Origin of the sequence: Brevundimonas intermedia (genome assembly GCF_004614235.1) — a bacterium.
GTDB lineage: Bacteria > Pseudomonadota > Alphaproteobacteria > Caulobacterales > Caulobacteraceae > Brevundimonas > Brevundimonas intermedia_A.
In genome coordinates, this window is record NZ_SPVH01000007.1 from 422,917 (window position 1) to 441,272 (window position 18,356).

General features: G+C 66.9%; 21 protein-coding genes. 4 read left to right on the plus strand and 17 right to left on the minus strand.

The window, feature by feature from the left end; all coding sequences use genetic code 11:
- Positions 1-4: 4 nt before the first annotated feature.
- From era to folK, 11 genes are all read right to left on the minus strand, one after another.
- Positions 5-952 carry a GTPase Era gene (gene era / locus EGY25_RS16085; protein ID WP_135196008.1) on the minus strand — a complete coding sequence of 316 codons (948 nt, stop codon included), beginning with the start codon at positions 950-952 and terminating at the stop codon, positions 5-7.
- Positions 949-1,659 carry a ribonuclease III gene (rnc, locus tag EGY25_RS16090; protein WP_135196009.1) on the minus strand — a complete coding sequence of 237 codons (711 nt, stop codon included), beginning with the start codon at positions 1,657-1,659 and terminating at the stop codon, positions 949-951. The genes era and rnc overlap by 4 nt, the downstream gene beginning before the upstream one ends.
- A complete protein-coding gene (lepB, locus tag EGY25_RS16095; protein WP_135196010.1) occupies positions 1,659-2,552 on the minus strand; it encodes a signal peptidase I in 894 nt (297 codons plus the stop codon). The genes rnc and lepB overlap by 1 nt, the downstream gene beginning before the upstream one ends.
- Positions 2,553-2,607: 55 nt before the next feature.
- The gene (gene acpS, locus EGY25_RS16100) at positions 2,608-3,009 is read right to left on the minus strand and encodes a holo-ACP synthase (RefSeq protein ID WP_135196011.1); all 402 of its coding nucleotides are present in this window, start codon (positions 3,007-3,009) and stop codon (positions 2,608-2,610) included.
- Complete coding sequence (locus EGY25_RS16105) at positions 3,006-3,746, minus strand: pyridoxine 5'-phosphate synthase (protein WP_135196012.1); 741 nt, start codon at positions 3,744-3,746, stop codon at positions 3,006-3,008. The genes acpS and EGY25_RS16105 overlap by 4 nt, the downstream gene beginning before the upstream one ends.
- 4 nt (positions 3,747-3,750) lie before the next feature.
- On the minus strand, positions 3,751-4,335 hold the full coding sequence (gene pyrE / locus EGY25_RS16110) for an orotate phosphoribosyltransferase (protein ID WP_135196013.1): 585 nt from the start codon (positions 4,333-4,335) through the stop codon (positions 3,751-3,753).
- A 50-nt stretch (positions 4,336-4,385) separates the two neighbouring features.
- Positions 4,386-5,144 carry a TIGR00730 family Rossman fold protein gene (locus EGY25_RS16115; RefSeq protein ID WP_135196014.1) on the minus strand — a complete coding sequence of 253 codons (759 nt, stop codon included), beginning with the start codon at positions 5,142-5,144 and terminating at the stop codon, positions 4,386-4,388.
- Entirely contained in the window at positions 5,141-7,210 is a 2,070-nt protein-coding gene (locus EGY25_RS16120) for a RelA/SpoT family protein (protein ID WP_135196015.1), read from the minus strand. Before EGY25_RS16120 ends, EGY25_RS16115 begins: the two co-directional genes overlap by 4 nt.
- Positions 7,211-7,434: 224 nt before the next feature.
- Entirely contained in the window at positions 7,435-7,794 is a 360-nt protein-coding gene (gene rpoZ / locus EGY25_RS16125; protein ID WP_135196016.1) for a DNA-directed RNA polymerase subunit omega, read from the minus strand.
- An 84-nt stretch (positions 7,795-7,878) separates the two neighbouring features.
- Entirely contained in the window at positions 7,879-8,316 is a 438-nt protein-coding gene (locus EGY25_RS16130) for a cupin domain-containing protein (protein ID WP_135196017.1), read from the minus strand.
- A 47-nt stretch (positions 8,317-8,363) separates the two neighbouring features.
- Complete coding sequence (folK, locus tag EGY25_RS16135) at positions 8,364-8,945, minus strand: 2-amino-4-hydroxy-6-hydroxymethyldihydropteridine diphosphokinase (RefSeq protein WP_135196018.1); 582 nt, start codon at positions 8,943-8,945, stop codon at positions 8,364-8,366.
- On the opposite strand from folK, the gene EGY25_RS16140 reads away from it, so the two are divergent.
- Positions 8,944-9,480 carry an NYN domain-containing protein gene (locus EGY25_RS16140; RefSeq protein WP_135196019.1) on the plus strand — a complete coding sequence of 179 codons (537 nt, stop codon included), beginning with the start codon at positions 8,944-8,946 and terminating at the stop codon, positions 9,478-9,480. The genes folK and EGY25_RS16140 overlap by 2 nt on opposite strands.
- Positions 9,480-10,115 (plus strand): uracil-DNA glycosylase, encoded by a 636-nt coding sequence (locus EGY25_RS16145; RefSeq protein ID WP_135196020.1) that lies wholly within the window; start codon positions 9,480-9,482, stop codon positions 10,113-10,115. The genes EGY25_RS16140 and EGY25_RS16145 overlap by 1 nt, the downstream gene beginning before the upstream one ends.
- Positions 10,116-10,118: 3 nt before the next feature.
- On the opposite strand, the gene smpB is transcribed toward EGY25_RS16145, so the two are convergent.
- Both smpB and dapA read right to left on the minus strand, forming a co-directional pair.
- Complete coding sequence (gene smpB, locus EGY25_RS16150) at positions 10,119-10,592, minus strand: SsrA-binding protein SmpB (RefSeq protein ID WP_135196021.1); 474 nt, start codon at positions 10,590-10,592, stop codon at positions 10,119-10,121.
- Positions 10,592-11,476 carry a 4-hydroxy-tetrahydrodipicolinate synthase gene (gene dapA, locus EGY25_RS16155; protein WP_135196022.1) on the minus strand — a complete coding sequence of 295 codons (885 nt, stop codon included), beginning with the start codon at positions 11,474-11,476 and terminating at the stop codon, positions 10,592-10,594. The genes smpB and dapA overlap by 1 nt, the downstream gene beginning before the upstream one ends.
- Positions 11,477-11,601: 125 nt before the next feature.
- Between dapA and EGY25_RS16160 the strand changes: the two genes are divergently transcribed.
- Entirely contained in the window at positions 11,602-13,662 is a 2,061-nt protein-coding gene (locus tag EGY25_RS16160; RefSeq protein ID WP_245159503.1) for a lytic transglycosylase domain-containing protein, read from the plus strand.
- Here the strand turns inward: EGY25_RS16160 and EGY25_RS16165 are convergent.
- Genes EGY25_RS16165 through EGY25_RS16180 form a run of 4 tightly spaced genes read right to left on the minus strand, consistent with a single transcriptional unit; the run spans position 13,656 to position 16,829 of the window.
- Positions 13,656-14,396: an ABC transporter ATP-binding protein gene (locus EGY25_RS16165; RefSeq protein WP_135196093.1), complete on the minus strand. Its 741-nt coding sequence runs from the start codon at positions 14,394-14,396 to the stop codon at positions 13,656-13,658. The two genes, EGY25_RS16160 and EGY25_RS16165, sit on opposite strands and share 7 nt — an antisense overlap.
- 14 nt (positions 14,397-14,410) lie before the next feature.
- Positions 14,411-15,400: a FecCD family ABC transporter permease gene (locus EGY25_RS16170; protein WP_135196024.1), complete on the minus strand. Its 990-nt coding sequence runs from the start codon at positions 15,398-15,400 to the stop codon at positions 14,411-14,413.
- On the minus strand, positions 15,397-16,191 hold the full coding sequence (locus EGY25_RS16175; RefSeq protein ID WP_348521875.1) for an ABC transporter substrate-binding protein: 795 nt from the start codon (positions 16,189-16,191) through the stop codon (positions 15,397-15,399). The genes EGY25_RS16170 and EGY25_RS16175 overlap by 4 nt, the downstream gene beginning before the upstream one ends.
- A gap of 8 nt (positions 16,192-16,199) precedes the next feature.
- Positions 16,200-16,829 (minus strand): TetR/AcrR family transcriptional regulator, encoded by a 630-nt coding sequence (locus EGY25_RS16180; protein WP_135196026.1) that lies wholly within the window; start codon positions 16,827-16,829, stop codon positions 16,200-16,202.
- A 119-nt stretch (positions 16,830-16,948) separates the two neighbouring features.
- On the opposite strand from EGY25_RS16180, the gene EGY25_RS16185 reads away from it, so the two are divergent.
- Positions 16,949-18,349, plus strand: coding sequence for a glycosyltransferase family 2 protein (locus EGY25_RS16185; RefSeq protein WP_245159504.1), 1,401 nt, complete (start codon positions 16,949-16,951; stop codon positions 18,347-18,349).
- Positions 18,350-18,356: the final 7 nt, after the last annotated feature.

Sequence of the window (18,356 nt, forward strand, 5' to 3'; positions counted from 1 at the left end):
GAACTCAGACGTCGAAATCCAGACCGAACTGGGCGTAGAGCGCCCGCGAGTCCTGCCATTTCGGATCGACCTTGACGGTCAGGAACAGGTGGACCTGACGACCGAGCAGCTCGTTCAGCTCCTCGCGCGACTTCTGGCCGATCCATTTCAGGGTCTGGCCGCCCTTGCCCAGGACGATGGGCCGCTGGCTCTCGCGCTCGACATAGATGGTCTGTTCGATCCGGGCCGAGCCGTCGGCGCGCTCCTCGAAACTGGTGGTCTCCACCGCCGCCGAATAGGGCAGCTCTTCATGGACGCGCAGATAGACCTTCTCGCGCGTGATCTCCGCCGCCAGAACCCGAACCGGCACATCCGCCGCCTGATCCTCGGGATAGAGCCACGGCCCCTTTGGCATGGACAGGGCCAGACGCTGTTTCAGGTCCTCGACGCCGTCGCCGTTGGCGGCCGAGATCATATAGACCTCGGAATAGACGCCGCTCTCGAACATCTTCTGCGACAGGGCCAAAAGGGTGTCGCGGCGCATGCCGTCGATCTTGTTCAGCGCCAGCACCACCTTGGTGCCGGTGGACTGCAGGTTGGCGATGATGGTCTCGGTGTCCTCGGCCGAGCGACGATCCGCCGCCGTGCCTTCACGGCCTTCCGAGTTGATGTGCGACTGGGCGTCGATCAGGTGGACGACGATGTCCGCATCCTGCGCGCCGCCCCAGGCCGAGGCGACCATGGCCCGGTCAAGACGACGACGCGGGGTGAAGATGCCGGGCGTGTCCACCAACACGATCTGGGCGTCGCCCTCCATGGCGATGCCGCGCACGGGAAAGCGCGTCGTCTGCACCTTTTGCGTGACGATCGAGACCTTGGACCCGGTCAGCCGGTTGACCAGCGTGGACTTACCGGCGTTCGGCGCGCCGATTATGGCGGCGAAGCCCGCGCGCTGGTTTTCGAAATCGGTCAAATGACGCCTTCACGTTTGAGGAGAGCCGTTGCGGCCGCCTTCTCCGCCTCCTGACGCGAACGCCCTTGCGCGGTCAAGGGCTGCACGTCTTGCACGGAAACTTCGACGGTGAATGTGGGTGCATGATCCGAACCCGTCCGATCCGACACGCGATAGGTCGGCAGCGGCCTGCCCTTGCCTTGCGCCCACTCCTGCAGCGCTGACTTGGGATTGGTCACGGTCCGCGACGGCGGGGCCGACAGTTCGTCGGCCCAGGCGGCGTCAAAGAAGGTCCGCGCCGCATCAAGACCGCCATCCAGATAGACCGCCGCCAGTATGGCCTCGACCGCATCTGCGATGACGCCCGCCTTGCGACGGCCGCCGGTCTTGGTCTCGCCCGGCGACAACCGTAGAGCTGGGCCGACGCCCAACGCCTCGCCGACGCGGGCGCAGGCGGTCTTGTCGACCAGGGCATGCAGACTGGACGAAAGCTGACCCTCGTCGGCCGTCGGAAACTCTGCCGACAACCGCTCGGCGACCAGCAGTCCCAGCACCCGGTCGCCCAGGAACTCCAGGCGCTCGTTATCGCGCGGACCGTGAATCCCGACCGGCGCCCCCTCGCCCACGCTGGCGTGCGTCAGGGCGCGCTCCAGCAGGGCCTTTTCCTTGAACGTGTGTCCCAGGCGCGTTTCCAGCGCCGCGACGGCTTCGGCTCGCGTATTCGCCATTACTTCAAGACGTTGAAGAACCGGTCGAGCCGCACGTTGAACCAGCTGACGGGGTTCCACAGCGACGAACCGGGCTTCCAGGAGAACAGGATGATCTGCGCCTTGCCGACCAGGTTCTCGGCCGGGACCATGCCCACGCCGCTGGACTGTTCGACACGGCTGTCGATCGAGTTGTCGCGGTTGTCGCCCATCATGAAGTAATGGCCGGCCGGGACTTCATAGACCGGGGTGTCGTCCAGATCGTTTCCGGGACCGAAGTCCTGGGTCATGAAGCTTCTGCCTTCCGGCAGGGTCTCGCGCACCTCGGTCACCGGGCGCGGGCCGAAGATGTCGTTGATCTCCTGCTCGCTGACCACGACGTCCTGAACCGGCTTGTCGTTGATATACAGCTTGTTGGCGATCATCTGGATGCGGTCGCCGGGCAGGCCGATCACGCGCTTAATGAAGTCCGTCTTGTCGTCACGCGGCAGTTTGAAAACGACGATGTCGCCGCGCTTGGGCGCCGAGCCCATGATCCGGCCGTCGAACAGCGGCGGGCTAAACGGGATCGAATGTTTCGAGAAGCCGTACGACCACTTCGACACGACGATATAGTCGCCTTCGTAGAGGTTGGGCTCCATCGAGGCCGACGGAATGGTGAAGGGCTGGAACAGGAAGATCCGCAGCACCATCGCGATCAGCAGGGCGAAGACGATGGTCTTGAAGATTTCGCCTGTCTCGCTGGCGGCGGACGGCGTCTTGTCGCGACCGCCGGGCTTTTGCGCGTAGACCTTGTGGTTCGACGTGGTCGGCTCTTGCACCGACTTGACCGGAGCGTCCGCCTCCGAAGCCGCAAATCGCTCTTCGGGAGTGGCGTCGCGTTTGGCGTCGTCGGGCTTTTGGTCTTCGCTCATGCGATCAGGCATCCTCGCCGCGTCTGCGCGGTCATCGCGCACGCCTATAACCTGATTACGACTGCGGCAAGGCTTCGATCACCACGAAGGCGAGCGCATAAGGATGTTCGTCGCTCAGCGTCAGGTGGATTTTGGCCTCATGTCCGGCTGGCGTCAGGCGCGCCAGATGTTCGGCCGCATGCCCGGTCAGCGCCATGGTCGGCTGGCCGGAACGCAGGTTCACCACCCCCATGTCGCGCCAATAGACATCAGCCCGCATTCCCGTGCCCAGCGCCTTGGCGCAGGCCTCCTTGGCCGCGAAACGCTTGGCGTAGCTCCAGGCCGGATCAGGCTTGCGGTCGGACCGTGTGCGTTCCAGTTCGGTGAAGCAGCGGGTCTTGAAGCGATCCCCGAACCGATCCAGCGAGGTCTGGATGCGGCGGATGTCCGACAGATCCGCGCCGACACCGATGATCATTTCGCCGCATCCATCGCGGTCCGCATCCGGCGGATCGCGCCGTCCAGACCGATGAAGATCGAATCGCCGATCAGGAAATGGCCGATATTCAGTTCGCGGATTTCGGGGATCGCCAGCATGCGCGGCGCCGTGTCGTAATCCAGCCCGTGACCCGCATGAACCTCCATCCCCAGGATGTCGGCCTGGGCGGCGGCGGCGGCCAGGCGTTTGAACTCGACCTCGCGCTCGCCAGGATCGGTCAGATGGCAATAGCGTCCGGTGTGGAACTCCACCACCTGAGCGCCCACGGCGGCCGCGGCCTCGACCTGCGCCTCGCTAGGTTCGATGAACAGAGAGACGCGGATACCGGCATCCGTCAGCGCCTTCACCACAGGAGCGATGCGCGCCTCGTGACCCACGACCGCCAGACCGCCCTCGGTCGTGACCTCCTCGCGCCGCTCGGGCACCAAACAGGCTGCATGGGGCCGGTGGCGCATGGCGATGGCCAGCATTTCCTCAGTCACCGCCATCTCGAAGTTCAACGGCTTGCCCGCCCGCGCGCACAGGGCGCTCAGAACGTCGATGTCGGCGTCGGTGATGTGGCGGCGGTCTTCGCGAAGGTGCGCGGTGATCCCGTCAGCCCCGGCCGCGAGGGCCGCCTCGGCCGCGCGAGCCGGATCGGGATGCGTCCCGCCGCGCGCATTTCGCACGGTGGCGACGTGATCGATGTTGACGCCCAGCCTGACCCGTTCGCGCATGGCTCTACTTCGACAATCTGCGGCTGCCGGGATCTTCCACCGGAAGCGCGGCCAGTTCCGGCGGCAGGGCGTCGGCCGCATAGGCCGGCACCTCCAGCGAGGCCAGGGCGATCAGCGGCACGCCCACGTCCACCTTGCCGCCAGACCGATCAACGATACAGGCGGCGGCGACCACCTCGCCCCCGGCCGCCTGGATGGCGGCGATGCATTCACGCGACGACAGGCCGGTCGTGACGATGTCCTCGACCATGACGACCTTCTCGCCCGGCTCGACCGAGAAGCCGCGACGCAGCTTGAACTGCCCGCCTTCGCGCTCGACGTACATTGAGCGGACCTTCAGATGTTTGGCGGTCTCATAGCCGGGGATGATGCCGCCCACGGCAGGCGAGATGGCGACATCGACAGGGCCGACCGTGGCGACGATCTTGTCGGCCAACGCCTTGCACAGCAGCTCGCAGCGCGCCCCGTCCATGAAGACCAGGTTCTTCTGCAGGAAGACCGGGCTATGCAGGCCCGACGACAGGACGAAATGGCCTTCGCGCAGGGCGCCGGCGTCGCGAAACTCGTTGAGGACGTCTTGGGTGTTCATGAAGAGGTTCTAGACCCTGATCGAGCGCGGATGAACCCTCCGGCGACGCTTCATTCGATGTTTTCGTTCGGCCGCAGTCCGCGCGCCAGCAGTTCGGCCCAGACGCCCTCGGCGTCCTCGGCGAAACCGATCAGATCCAGATCCGACGGCGCGATCATCCCGTGTTCGACCAGGGCGTCGAAACCGATGACCGAAGTCCAGTAGGCCTTGTCCACCAGGACAACCGGCACAGGCGGCGCCTTCTTCGTCTGGCGCAGGGTCAGCATCTCGAACATCTCGTCGAAAGTGCCGAACCCGCCGGGGAAGACCACCAGCGCATTGGCCCGCATCGCCAGGTGCATCTTCCGCATCGCGAAATAGTGGAACAGGAAGGTCAGTTCCGGCGTCGAATAGGCGTTCGGCTCCTGCTCGTGCGGCAGGATGATATTGAACCCGACGGAGGGCGCCCCGGCGTCCACGGCGCCGCGATTGGCCGCCTCCATGATGCCCGGACCGCCGCCGGTGGCGATGACGTTGTCGCGCGGCTCGCCCACGTAACCCCGAAACGCCCCGCCCCGCTCGGACGCCAGCCGACCGAAGGCGCGCGCCTCTTCATACCAGCGATGGCCCTCACGGATGCGCGCACTGCCGAAGACGACGATGGTGGAGCGCACGCCCCAGGCCCGCAGCGCCTCCTCCGGCTTGGCGTATTCCATCAGAAACCGCACGCCGCGCATGGAGTCGCCCAGCAGGAAATCCTGATCCATCGCCGCCATGCGATAGGACGCCGACGCCATCTGGGCCGCGTTCGGCTTGACCGGCTCGCTCATTCGCCCCGCGCGCGTTCGACCGAGTCGACCGACGGATTGGCCCGCAACGCCGCCATGATCATGGTCGCGTGCTTGGCGTCCTCGACCTCGACGTCCACGTCGACGTCGAAGAAGTCCTGCTGCCGGTGCGCCATCGACAGGTTGATGATGTTGCCGCCGGCCTCGCCGATCAGGGTCGTGACCTGGCCCAGCACGCCCGGCGCATTGCGGATCGTCGCGCGGATGCGGGCGGCGGCGACAGCGTCCGTCTCGGCCTGCGGCGTCCATTGCAGGTCGTGCCAGACCGAATCATCGTCCGCGAAGGCAGCCAGGGTCTGGCAGTCTATGGTGTGCACCGTCAGGCCGGATTCAGGCTCCAGAATGCCCACGATCCGATCGCCCGGCACCGGCGTGCAGCACTGGCCGAAATGCACCGTGACGCCGGGCGTCAGTCCGCCGCCGCGCACGAACAGCCGCGCCTTGTCGCCCTCGATCCGCTGTTTCTCCGGCCCGGCCTTCAGCCGCCCTTTCAGCGCAGGGAACAGGATTTCAGCGGCGGTCGTCGGCGACAGCCGGCCCCGGCCCAATCCCTCGAACAGATCTTCGTCATTGGCGACCGCCAGCAGTTCCAGCACCGGCTTCAGCGACACGTCGGCCAGGGATTTCTCCACGCGTCCCAACGTCTGATCCAGCGCCACCCGGCCCAGCTTGATGAACTCCTCCCGCTCTGACGTGCGGATGTGGCGGCGGATCGCCGAGCGCGCGCGGCCCGTCACCGTCAGGCTGCGCCAGTCGGCGGGCACTTCGCGCTTAGAACCCCGAATGATCTCGATCACGTCGCCGTTCTGAAGCGGCGTCCGCATCGGCTTCAGCTCGCCGTTGACCTTGACCCCGACCGCCGTGTCCCCGACCTCGGTGTGGACGGCATAGGCGAAGTCCAGAGGCATGCCGCCGCGCGGCAGGGTCACCAGCTGACCCTTGGGCGTGAAGACGAACACCTGATCCAGGTACATTTCGAGCTTGGCGTGCTCGACCCAGTCCTCGCCGCCCTCGCCGTGCTCGATCACCTGCACCAGATGGCGCAGGTTCTGCAGGGGATCGCGGCCCCCGCCCTGCTCCATCGCCTCGCGGTCGAAGCCATAGGACTTGTTCTTGTAGCGCCAGTGGGCGGCGACGCCGTCCTCGGCGATCCGGTCCATCTCCTCGGTGCGGATCTGCATCTCGATGCGCAGGCCGCGCGGCCCGACGACGGTCGTGTGCAGCGAGCGATAGTTGTTCGACTTGGGCGTCGAGATGAAATCCTTGAACCGCTCGGGCACCATCGGCCATTCGCGGTGGATGACGCCCAGCGCGCGATAGCAGTCGTCTTCCGCCTCGACGATGACGCGGAAGCCATAGATGTCGGACAGAGACGAGAACCCGACCGATTTGCGCTGCAGCTTACGCCAGATCGAATAGGGCGTCTTCTGGCGACCATAGACATTGGCCGTCAGGCCTGCCTCCGACAGCACGCGCTCGACCTCGCCTGCGACGCCTTCGATGGCGCGCCCGTGTTCCAGCTTCAGCGCCTCCAGCCGCCGCTCGATGGCGGTCTTGGCGGTCGGGTTCAGGTGGGTGAAGGCCAGCTCTTCCAGCTCTGAGGCGATCGAATGGATGCCGATGGACCGTCCCAGCGGCGCATAGACTTCCAGCGTCTCGCGGCTGATCCGCTCGCGCTTCTCGGGCTTCACATACTGAAGCGTGCGCATGTTGTGCAGGCGGTCGGCCAGCTTGACCAGCAGCACCCGCACGTCCCGGCTGATGGCCAGGATGAACTTGCGCAGGTTCTCGGCCTGGCGCGTGTGCTCGGCCTGAAGCTCAAGCCGGCTCAGCTTGGTCACGCCCTCGACCAGGACCGCGACCTCCTCGCCGAACATGCCGGCGATGTCGTCGCGCGTCGCCGAGGTGTCCTCGACCACGTCGTGCAGCAGGGCGGTGACGATTGTGGCGGTGTCGAGCTTGTAGTCGGTCAGAATGCCCGCGACCTGGATCGGGTGGGCGAAATAGGGATCGCCCGAGGCTCGCAACTGCGAGCCGTGCATCTTCATCGCATAGACGTAGGCGCGGTTTAGAAGCGCTTCGTCGGCAGTGGGGTCATAGGCCTTTACGGCCTCGATCAGCTCGAACTGGCGCAGGATCGGCGCGCGCTTGATCGGCCGCCCCGAATCGGCGGCGACCGATTTAGGGTCGTTTTTGTTTGCAGCTTGGGGCGCCGGCGGAACCGTTTCGGTCCGCGCCGGCAGGATAGTGACGCCAGGGGCTCCCTCGGGCGTCAGTACCGCTCCTCCTGACCGCCGTCGCGGTCGCTTTGCAGGGCGCGGATCAGTTCCGCCTCGGCCATGTTCATGTGTTGCGGCGCGGCCAGCAGGGCGACCGTCTCCGCCTCGTCTTCGGCTTCCGTACGCTCATCGACGCGTTGCAGCGTGGTGATGATGGTCTCAAGCAGTTCGTCCGGAACGACGGTGTCGTCGGCGATCTCACGCAGGGCGACGACCGGGTTCTTGTCGTTGTCGCGGTCGATCGTCAGGGCGGAGCCGTTGGCGATGCTGCGGGCGCGGTGGCCGGCAATCAGCACCAGACCAAAGCGGTTCGGAACCTTCTCGATGCAGTCTTCGACGGTGACGCGGGCCATGAAATTCCTCGAACGCGGGGGAGAACCGCGTCAAATACAGATGGGGACTGCCTTTTGCAACGCCACAGGGGCGAAAGTGCGGCGTCAGTCGGTTCGACGCGCCAGAGGATAGGCGATGATCAGCACCAGATCGTCTGCGCCGACCTGCTGGATGCCGACATTGCCGCCGTCATACAGATAGGCCGTGTCACCGGCCTTCATCCGGGTGGTGACGCCGTCCGTGGTCACGTCACCCTCCCCGCTTATGACATGATAGACCTCGTCGTGGGCGATGACGTGCAGGCCGATGGACGATCCCGGATGCATGATGCGCTTCCTGAACTCCATCGATCGGTTCGGCGCCACGCCCGAGATTCGATAGGCGGTGCTCATCCCCGTTCCGTTATGGGGCGGCGGCTGGCGGACCATCGTATCCGCCTCATGAATCACCAGACCGACGCCCGCCGGCGGCGAGACAGGCGCAGGATGCGATTCCTGCACCGCTCCGGCAGCGAGCAGGACGGCCAGAGAAAGGACGAGCATGAAATGTCTCCCGGTGTCAGGGCCGAGATCAGCTCACGAACCGCCATCTACTTCAAGGGATGGGCGTCGCGACCGACCGACGCGGTCTCGACCAGTTCGCTCGCCGTTCCGCCCTGCGTGGGATGCAGCCAGAGCGGCGCGATCTCGACGATCGGCCCCATGACGAACCGTCGCTCGGCCGCGCGGGGATGGGGCAGGATCAGCCCGTCCAGATCGCCGCTCAGTCGCCCGTAGGCGATCAGGTCCAAGTCCAGCGTTCGCGGCGCATTCCGAACCGACCGCTCGCGACCGAACGCGTCCTCGATCCGGCCCAGCGCAGCCATCAGTTTGTGCGGGTCATGGGCGGTGCGCACCATCACGACGCCATTCAGGAAGGGCGGGTCCTGTGGATCCGGCCACGCCAGGGACGACCACCACGACGACCGCGCCACGACATCGATTCCCTCGCATCGAAATCGCGCCAGCGCCGCCTCCAGCGCTTCTCGGCACGAGGACCATACCCCCTTGTCATTGCAGCCCAGCGCCACGATGACTGCATCATTCAGGTCGAACCCGTCGTCGATTCCGACATCGACGGCTAGCGCGGCCGCGCAGTCCGATTTTTCATCTCTTTCGACGGCATCGACCATGTTTCATCCCACCGACCGGCTGGCGATCTTCATCGACGGCTCGAACCTTTATTCCGCCGCGCGCGCCTTGCAGCACGACATGGACTTCCGGCGGATGCTGGACTGGTTCCGCGAGAAATCCATCCTGACCCGCGCCTATTACTATACGGCCGTGGTCGAGGGCGAAGAATTCTCGCCTGTGAAACCGCTGGTGGACTGGCTGGACTACAATGGCTTTTCGGTCGTGACCAAGCCGGTGAAGCGTTTCACCGACGGCCAGGGCCACAGCCGGATCAAGGGCAATATGGACATCGAGATCGCGGTGGACATGCTGGAGTTGGCTCCACACATCGACCACGCCGTGCTGTTTTCCGGGGACGGAGATTTTCGGCGGGCGGTTCAGGCGGTTCAGGCGCGCGGCGTGCGCGTCACCGTCGTCTCGACCCAGAAGACCCAGCCGCCGCACATCGCCGACGAACTGCGTCGCCAAGCCGATGCCTTCATCGATCTGAACGACATGATGGCCGAGTTCGGCCGTCCCAAGGGCGCCCAGTGATGTTGACGCCCGAACCACCCCGCGACTGTCCGCTGTGCCCGCGCCTGGTCGCCTATCGCCAGGAGAACGCCCGCCAGAATCCCGATTGGTGGAACGGTCCGGCCGCCTCGTTCGGCGATCCGAATGCGCGCCTGCTGATCGCCGGCCTGGCCCCCGGCCGCACAGGCGCGAACCGCACCGGCCGCCCCTTCACCGGCGACCATGCCGGCTGGCTGCTCTACGACACCCTGAAGAAAACGGGCTTCGCGCACGGTCACTATGATCCGAACGGCGACGACGACCTGACGCTGACGGACTGCATGATCACCAACGCCGTCCGTTGCGCTCCGCCCGGCAACAAGCCGTTGCCGATCGAGGAAACCACTTGCCGGCCGTTCCTAATCGACCGGCTGGCGCTGCTGCCCAATCTGAAGGTGATCGTGACCCTGGGCGACGTGTCACGCCGCAATATCCTCAAGGCGTTCGGCCGTCCCGCGTCCGCCATGCCCGCAGGCCACGGCGCCCAAGGCGAGGCCGGCGGCTATGTCATCCTGAACAGCTATCACTGCTCACGGTTGAACACGAACACCGGCCGTCTGACGCCCCAGATGTTCGAGGACATCTTCGACCGCGTCCGCACCCTGATCGACGCCTGAGCTTCAGCCCTTGTCCCGCATCAGCCGGGCCTTGTCGCGCTGCCAGTCCCGGTCGGCCGAGGCTTCGCGCTTGTCGTGCAGCTTCTTGCCCTTGGCCAAGGCGATCTCCAGCTTCGCCTTGCCCGCATCGTTCAGATAAAGCTTGAGCGGAATGATCGTCTGGCCGTCGCGCTGGACAGCCCCGATCAGGCGGTCGATCTGCTTTCTGTGCAGCAGCAGCTTACGGGGCCGGCGCGGTTCGTGGTTGAAGCGGTTGGCCTGTTTATAAGGCGGGATGTCGGCATTGATCAGCACGATCTCGCGCCCCTCCACCGCCGCATAGCTTTCGGCGATATTGGCCCGGCCGTCGCGCAGCGCCTTGATCTCGGTGCCCAGCAACTGGATTCCGGCCTCGATATTCTCTTCCAGGAAATAGTCGAACCTTGCGCGGCGGTTCTCGGCGATGACCTTGGATTTGGACTGGGGTTGCGGCGCCATCAGCCGACGCCCGCATCCGCCATGGCGCGGTCGATGATCGGCTTGACCGCATCCGACGTCGGCGACAGCGGCAGTCGCGCCTCTTCGCTGCACAGGCCCAGCCTGGCGAGGGCGTATTTGGTCGGGGCCGGCGAGTTGTCGAGGAACAGCGCCTTGCACAGGCCGATCAGCCGGTCCTGCCAGTCGCGAGCGGTGGCGTAGTCGCCGGCCGTCATCGCATTGTGCAGCGCGACCATGGCTTCCGGCGCGACGTTCGACGCCACCGAGATCAGCCCGACCCCGCCATGGGCGTGATAGCCCAGATAGCTGGGATCATCGCCCGAGATCAGGTCGAACTGGCCGCCGATGTTGGTCCGCATCCAGCTGACCCGGCTCATGTCGCCGGTGGCGTCCTTGATGCCGACGATGTTCGGATGGCCCGCCAGCCGCGCCACTGTCTCATTGGCCAGATCGGCCCCGGTGCGCCCCGGCACGTTGTAGAGCAGGATCGGCAACTGAACGGCGTCGGCCACGGCCTCGAAATGCGCCGCCATGCCCGCCTGCGACGGGCGGATGTAATAGGGCGTCACGATCAGCGCCCCGTCCGCGCCCACCGTCTTGGCGTGGCGGGTCAGGTCGATGGCTTCCTTGGTATAGGGCGAGCCCGTGCCGGCGATGACGCTGACGCGCCCGGCCGCCAGCCGCACGCACAGCTCGATCACATGCTTGTGCTCGTCCAGATCCATGCTGGCGCCCTCGCCCGTCGTGCCCATCGGCACGACGCCGTGGACCCCTGCGGCGATCTGGCGCTCCAGCAATCTGGCGAATGCGGCTTCGTCCACGTTTCCGTCACGAAGTGGTGTGATCAGGGCGGTGATCACGCCCTTGAACAAGGGGGCGGTCATGGGACTAAACTTGGCCTGCGTGGGGAGGGACGATGGACGGATGTTCATCGCCTTTGCAATGAGCGCGGGACGTTAGGTCGCCAGCGGCTCCGCCGCAACCGGATTGAATGAGAACAGGACAGATCATGATAGCGACCAGTCTGGCGGCGGCCCTCGCCGTCCTTGCGCCGAACCCGCAGGACGTCCTGCCGACCCAGCCTGTTCCCTACGCGTCGGCGTCATCGTCCGTGCCCGGCTATTCCGCCACCTATCAGGGCCGCGTGCTGAACGATCAGGACACGGCGCTGTTTCGCCAGGGCCTCGCCGCCGCCCGCGCACGCGATGTCTTCGGCGCCCAGTCCTCCATGTCCCAGATCCGCGACGCCTCGGCGCGCAAACTGGTCGAATGGGCGCTGATCGACACCTCGGGTGAGCAACTGTCCTATGCGGACCTCGCGCGCGGCCAGAGCGATCTCGCCGGCTGGCCCCGCAACGAATCACGCCGCGCCGCCGCCGAGAAGGTTCTGGATCGTTCCGGCATGGGCGCCGATGCGGCCCTGGCTCTGATGTCTGACGGCAAGCCCACGACGGTGGAAGGCGCCATCGCCTATGCCTCGGCCCTGGAGCAACGCGGTCGCCAGGACGAGGCCCGCGCCCTGGTCCGCGACTGGTGGCGCACCCGCTCGTTCGACGATGCGCCCCAGTCGCGCATCCTCGGCCAGTGGGGATCCTGGCTGACGCCCTCCGATCACGAGGCGCGGCTGAACATGCTGTTGCTCGGCCCGCACGGTCCGGCGACGCGCAGCATGGTCAATCTGGTTTCGCCCGACCGCGCCGCCATCGCCAACACGGTCATGACCCTGCGCTCGGCCTACAGCCCCGACGCCGTCATCGCCAATCTGACGCCCGCCCAAGCCGCCGATCCGGCCGTCGTTCTTGAACGCGTGCGCCTCCTGCGGTCGCAGAACCGCCAGTCCGAGGGTTTCGCCCTGCTGGCCAATCTGCCGCCCGCACCGGCCCACACGGCCGGCGACAACACCCTGTGGAGCGAGCGTCGCAACTATTTCCTCGACGCCCTGCAACAGGGCAACTGGCGCGCCGCCTATGACGCCATGAACGGGCACGGCTTCACCTCGGGCGACCGAATGGTGGATGCCGAGTTCTTCGCCGGCTGGGTCGCCCTGACCAAGCTTAACCAGCCCGAGGTCGCCGCCCGGCACTTCGAGGCCCTGCGCACCGCCTCATCCACCCCGATCACGCAAGGCCGCGCCTTCTACTGGCTGGGCCGGGCCGCAGAGGCGCGCGGCGAGCGCGACGCCGCCCTCGCCTATTACCGCAACGGCGCCCAGCACTGGCAGACCTTCTACGGCCAGCTGGCGGCCGAGAAGGCCGGCATGACGACGCTTCAGCTTCCGGGCGAACCCGTCCCGTCGCAATCGGACATCGCCCGCTTCGAGGGCAACGAGATCGTCCGCGCCACTCGCATCCTGGGCGAAACCGGCGAGACCAGCCTGTTGCGCGTCTTCGCCTATCAGCTCGACAACGACCTGCCGACGATCAACGACCTGGCCCTGTTGATGGACCTGTCGCGCGGCTATGGCGAAGGCTTCACCGCCATGATGGTCGGTCGCGCCGCCAGCCAGCGCGGCTTCGTCATGCCCGAGCGGATGTACCCCATCCGCATCCCGCCCCAGGTCGGCGGCGCCGCGCCGCTGGAGTTCACCCAGGCCATCACCCGCCAGGAATCCAGCTTCGACCCCCGCGCCCGTTCGGGCGCCGATGCACGCGGCATGATGCAATTCCTGCCGTCCACCGCCTCGGGCGTCGCGCGGCGTCTGGGCATGGGCTATTCGGCCGAACAGTTGTGGGATCCCGACTACAACATGACCCTGGGCAGCTATCACCTGGGCGAGCTGATGGCGTCGAACAGCGGCTCCATGCTGTTGGCGACCGTCGGCTATAACGCCGGCCCGGCGCGGTCTGGCCAGTGGGTATCGCGATGCGGCGATCCGCGCGGCGACGCCACGGCCGCCATCGACTTCATCGAATGCGCGCCCTTCACCGAGACGCGCAACTACATGATGCGGGTGATGGAAAACATGGCCGTCTACAAGGCACGGCTGAACGGTGGCACAGCGCCGCTGACGCCGTCGGCCGACATTTCACGCGGTTCGGCGGCCGGTCCTCGCCCCTACGCCGCCTACTGAGCTCGGCGGGCCGCCAACAGCGGCCCGTTCGGCCCTTCGATCCAGCCGCCGTCCAGCCCGAACACTTCGCGCAGGACGGCGGGCGACAGGGCCTGGATCGGTGCGGCGTCGGCGACCACCCTGCCCTGATCCAGCACCACGACACGGTCCGCCATCGTCGCGGCCAGCGTCAGATCGTGCAGGCTGACCAGCACCCCCGCCCCTCCATCAGCCCGCGCCCTGAGCCGCTCCAGCACCAACCGCTGCGCGTCCGGGTCCAGCCCCGCAATCGGTTCGTCGGCCAGCAGCAGCGGCGCATCGACCACCAGGGCTCTGGCCAGCAGGACGCGCGCCCTCTCTCCCCCCGACATCTCGGCCACGCCACGGCCCGCCAGATGAGCGATGCCGACCTCGGCAAGGGCCGCATGGGCCCGCGTAAGGGCGTCGGCTCCCGAAAGGAAAGGCGCGCCCAAGGCTGCCACCTCGACCGCCGGCAGGTTCCAGGCGATCCGCCGCTCCTGCGGCAGATAGGCGACGCGTCTGGCGCGTTCTCGCGACGAGAGCGTTCTGACATCGTCGCCGTTCAGGCGAGCGACACCACCATCCAGGTCAAGCACACCTGCGAACGCCTTGATCAGACAAGATTTTCCCGCGCCATTGGGACCGACCAAGGCGACAAGCTGGCAATACTCGACCTGTACATCCGCGCCGTCCAGCACCTTGCGGCCGCCCAGGCTCGCATAGGCGTCCCACATCGTCAGAGGCGCGATCACAGCCGCCACTCCCGCGCCGCGCGCCAGGCGATCAAGGCGAACAGCGGCGCGCCGATCAGGGCGGTGAACACGCCCAGCTTCAACTCCTGATCCGTCGGCGTCAGCCGCGCCAGCAGGTCCGCGACGATCAGCATCAGCCCGCCAGCCAGCGCCGACGGCGCCAATATCCGTTTCGCATCGCCCCTAACCGCCGCTCGCACCAGATGCGGCGCGGCCAGACCCACGAAACCGATGACACCCGCCACCGCGACCGCCGCCCCGGTCGCCACCGCCGCCGCGATCAGAGCGAACAATCGAATTCGCCCCATGTTCAATCCTGACGTCGCCGCCCCCTCGTCGCCCAGGGTCAGCATCCGCAAGCCCGATCCAGACAGACCGGCGAACACCGCCGCGACGATCACTGCGGGCGTCACCCAGGCCACGTCGATCCAGCTTCTGTTCTGCACCGATCCCAAGAGCCACGACATCACCTCTGCCGAGGCGATCGGCGACGGCGACAGGTTGAAGATCAATGCGGTCGCCGCGCCTGCAAAACTGGATAGCGCCACGCCGAACAGGATCAGCGCCTCGGGCGCCCGCATGGCCCTGGACGCCGCGATCAACAGCCCACCAGCCAGCGCCGCGCCCGCCAGTGCGGAAAGCTCGACCAATCCCGGCACGGCCGCCGCACCCAGCACGATGGCCAGGGCTGCGCCCAGGGCCGCCGTCGCCGATACCCCCAGCACGCCGGGATCGGCCAGCGGATTGCGCAACAGTCCCTGCATGACAGCGCCAGCGAGACCCAAAGCCGCGCCGACGACCAGGGCGCAGACCGCGCGCGGCGCCCGCACCTGCCACAGCACCTCCGCGGGCCCAGATGCCGGATCTCCGAACGCGGCGGCATATTGCGCGCCGCTGAACGCCGTCTCGCCCGCCAGGATCGCCAGCGCCAAGGCCGTCACGATAAACAGTCCCAGGATCAGGCACAGTCGCACCGTCCCGGTCATGGCCGGCCCTCAGCCATCATCGCCACCGCATCGGCCGCGAACCAAGCGGGACAGGTCAGGCTGGCCGCCGGGAGCCGCGCCGCCGTCCGTCCCTCGGCCGCCCGGCGAACGACCGAATGCCGTCCAGGTCCGCGCAGGTCGGCCCGCAACTGATCGAAAAAGCCCAGGATGAACCGCGCCGGCGGGTTCAGGGCGATATGCTCCACGCTGACAGCGCCGAAACCGGGGGCCGTGGTCAGGTTGCGAAATCCCGCCGCGCGCATCATCGCATCCATCAGCGTGCCCGGCCCGGAGGTGAAGCCCCCCGAGGTCAGATAGACCGCCCCCGGCGCCTTCGTCCTCTGGCTGACCGGCGCCGCCCGCGCCAGCTTGGCGTCCATCCGCTGCTCCAGCCTGCGCCCTCGCTCGACCTGGCCCAGATCGCGCGCCGCCGTACGGATGTTCTGGCGAACGCCCTCCAGATCGACGGCGTCATTGATCGTGATCACCTTGACTCCGCGTTCTTCAAGCGCCGTCAGCAATCGAGGCTCGCCGCCCCAGTAGCGCACCACCACATCCGGCCTGAAACCGACCGTCGCCTCCAGCGTCGGCCGCAACCGCCTGTGTCCGGCAGCCTCGTGCCGCAACCATGCGTCGGGATCGTCGGCGCGGGGCGACAGCGCCAGCTCCGCATCCCGCGCAAGCGCCAGGACATATTGATCCGCACACTGATCAAGCGCCATGACCCGCAACGGCTTGGCCTGGGCCACGCCTGCGCCAGAAACCAAAACCAGGGCCGCGAACGCCGCCAAGCTCCGCTTCATGGTCGGGGCAAGCCCGCGAACATGGCGTCCAACATCGTATCGACCAGCGTCTGACGATCCGCCCACGGAAAATACGGCTTGGTGATCATCAACGACACCACCCCATGCGCCGTCGCCCATATGGCCTGGGCCAGCACGCTGGGATCGCCTTTCAGGTCGCCCGCTGTCACCGCATCGGCCACCGTCGCCTCCAGCGTCGTGAACAGGCCGCCGCCCAGTTCGCGCGCCATGTCCTGGGCGCCCTCGCGCGCCTCGACCGGCCGCGTCAGATAAATCAGCCGATACGCATTGGGATGGGCGAAGCCGAAATCGACATAGCCGTCGATCATCCGCCGCAGCCGTCGCACCGGCGGCGCGTCCTCGTCCGCCACCGCCGCATTGGCGGCAATTAGGCGCGAAAAGGCGTCGCGGCAGATCTCCTGCAGGATCGCGCCCTTGTCGGGGAAATGCATGTAGAGCGCCGTGGACGACAGGCCGACCTCGTCCGCGATCTTGCGAATCGTCGCGCCTTCATAGCCGTGCTCGACGAAGATCCGCTCGGCCGCCGTCAAGATTTCGCCGCGTCGCGAATGGCCTTCGCCCTTGGGCTTTCGGGTCGTGCGCGAAGAGTTCGAAACGTCAGACAAGCGGCTGCTCCGGGTAAGGCGCCCTGAATAGCGACAATCCGTCCCAGACGCCAACCAGCTTGCCGAACGCAGTTGTTTCAAATAGCGATTAGAGGTTGTGGAGGTGCGAGGGCGGCGACATGGAGGTCTGGACACATCCGGGGATCACGCCTCGCAGGAACGGCGCCGCGCGACGCATGCCCAGCGGCTTCCAGATCACGGCGATGATCTTGCTGGCCCTGGGCGCTGCCGCCGCCCTGGTCCGTTGGCCTCAGGCCGCCTTCCTGACGCTGCTCATTCTGTTCCAGGCCGCCTTCGTCGTCTCGGCGATCTGGAAGACCGTCGTCGCCATCGCCAGCCTGCGCCGCCCTAGGCCCTGCGCACGTCCCATCGTTTGGCCGCGCTACACCATACTGGCGGCGCTGCACGACGAGGCGGCGGTGACGCCGCAACTGATCGCCAACCTGGCCCACATCGACTATCCGCCCGATCGGCTCGAAGCCTTCATCGTCCTCGAAACCCACGACCACGCCACCCTCGCCGCCGCCCAGGCCACGCCGCACCCTTCATGGATCAAGATTTTTGTCGTTCCGCCTGGATCGCCCCTGACCAAGCCGCGCGCGCTGAACCACGCGCTGAGACAGGCCACCGGCGATCTGGTCACAATCTACGACGCGGAAGACCGGCCGCATCCGCAACAGCTGCGTCAGGCGGCGGCGCGCTTCGTCGCCCAACCTCGGCTAGGATGCCTCCAGGCGCCGCTGCGCATCTGCCCCTCGGGTCGCGCCGGTTCCGCCTTCCTGGATCGCCAGTTCGCCTTCGAGTATGCCGCCCTGTTCGAGGTGACGCTGCCGGGCATGGCGCGGCTGGGTCTGCCCTTCCCGCTGGGCGGGACCAGCAACCACATCCGAATGACCGCCCTGCGCGCCGCCGGCGGATGGGACGCGCACAATGTGACCGAGGACGCCGACCTCGGCTTTCGACTGTGGTCGCTGGGCTGGAAGCTGGACGTCATCGACTGCCCGACCTGGGAGACCCCGCCAGGCGCCCTGGACCGGTGGCTGCCTCAGCGCACACGGTGGCTGAAGGGCTATATGCAGACCTGGGGCGTTCACACCCGACGACCGCTCGGCCTGGGGCGGCGGGGACTGCTGTCCCTGGTCATGACGCTGGGCGCCGGCATCCTGTCGGCCGCAGCCCACGCCCCGACCCTGGCCTGGCTGGCGTCGGCGCTGATGGTCGGGCTTCACGCCGGGATCGCGCCGGCGACGCCTGTGGGTTCGCTGGGCGTGCTGGCCTTGGGCGTCATCGCCGCCTGGATGGGCTGCGCCGTCGGCGCGAAGCGCGCCGGGCTGGATTATCGGTTGGGCGACATGCTGGCCGCGCCCGCCTATTGGGCGCTGCTCAGCCTCGCCTTCGTCCATGCGACCTGGCGTCTGGTCGTCGAGCCGCACGTCTGGGACAAGACCCCGCACGATGGCGACGCCCAAGCGCCGGAATTGACCGTCGTAGCGCAGGAGTCTGGACGCGAGGCCGCCTGAGCGCCTA

Excerpts from the sequence above, each read along its gene's own strand:
- EGY25_RS16160 (WP_245159503.1), top strand. The coding sequence starts at position 11,602 with ATGATAGCGACCAGTCTGGCGGCGGCCCTCGCCGTCCTTGCGCCGAAC.
- rnc (WP_135196009.1), bottom strand. The coding sequence starts at position 1,659 with ATGGCGAATACGCGAGCCGAAGCCGTCGCGGCGCTGGAAACGCGCCTG.
- EGY25_RS16140 (WP_135196019.1), top strand. The coding sequence starts at position 8,944 with ATGTTTCATCCCACCGACCGGCTGGCGATCTTCATCGACGGCTCGAAC.
- rpoZ (WP_135196016.1), bottom strand. The coding sequence starts at position 7,794 with ATGGCCCGCGTCACCGTCGAAGACTGCATCGAGAAGGTTCCGAACCGC.
- EGY25_RS16105 (WP_135196012.1), bottom strand. The coding sequence starts at position 3,746 with ATGCGCGAACGGGTCAGGCTGGGCGTCAACATCGATCACGTCGCCACC.
- EGY25_RS16165 (WP_135196093.1), bottom strand. The coding sequence starts at position 14,396 with ATGTGGGACGCCTATGCGAGCCTGGGCGGCCGCAAGGTGCTGGACGGC.
- pyrE (WP_135196013.1), bottom strand. The coding sequence starts at position 4,335 with ATGAACACCCAAGACGTCCTCAACGAGTTTCGCGACGCCGGCGCCCTG.
- dapA (WP_135196022.1), bottom strand. The coding sequence starts at position 11,476 with ATGACCGCCCCCTTGTTCAAGGGCGTGATCACCGCCCTGATCACACCA.
- lepB (WP_135196010.1), bottom strand. The coding sequence starts at position 2,552 with ATGAGCGAAGACCAAAAGCCCGACGACGCCAAACGCGACGCCACTCCC.
- EGY25_RS16170 (WP_135196024.1), bottom strand. The coding sequence starts at position 15,400 with ATGACCGGGACGGTGCGACTGTGCCTGATCCTGGGACTGTTTATCGTG.
- EGY25_RS16115 (WP_135196014.1), bottom strand. The coding sequence starts at position 5,144 with ATGAGCGAGCCGGTCAAGCCGAACGCGGCCCAGATGGCGTCGGCGTCC.
- EGY25_RS16145 (WP_135196020.1), top strand. The coding sequence starts at position 9,480 with ATGTTGACGCCCGAACCACCCCGCGACTGTCCGCTGTGCCCGCGCCTG.
- acpS (WP_135196011.1), bottom strand. The coding sequence starts at position 3,009 with ATGATCATCGGTGTCGGCGCGGATCTGTCGGACATCCGCCGCATCCAG.
- EGY25_RS16120 (WP_135196015.1), bottom strand. The coding sequence starts at position 7,210 with ATGAAGATGCACGGCTCGCAGTTGCGAGCCTCGGGCGATCCCTATTTC.
- EGY25_RS16185 (WP_245159504.1), top strand. The coding sequence starts at position 16,949 with ATGGAGGTCTGGACACATCCGGGGATCACGCCTCGCAGGAACGGCGCC.
- EGY25_RS16130 (WP_135196017.1), bottom strand. The coding sequence starts at position 8,316 with ATGCTCGTCCTTTCTCTGGCCGTCCTGCTCGCTGCCGGAGCGGTGCAG.
- folK (WP_135196018.1), bottom strand. The coding sequence starts at position 8,945 with ATGGTCGATGCCGTCGAAAGAGATGAAAAATCGGACTGCGCGGCCGCG.
- smpB (WP_135196021.1), bottom strand. The coding sequence starts at position 10,592 with ATGGCGCCGCAACCCCAGTCCAAATCCAAGGTCATCGCCGAGAACCGC.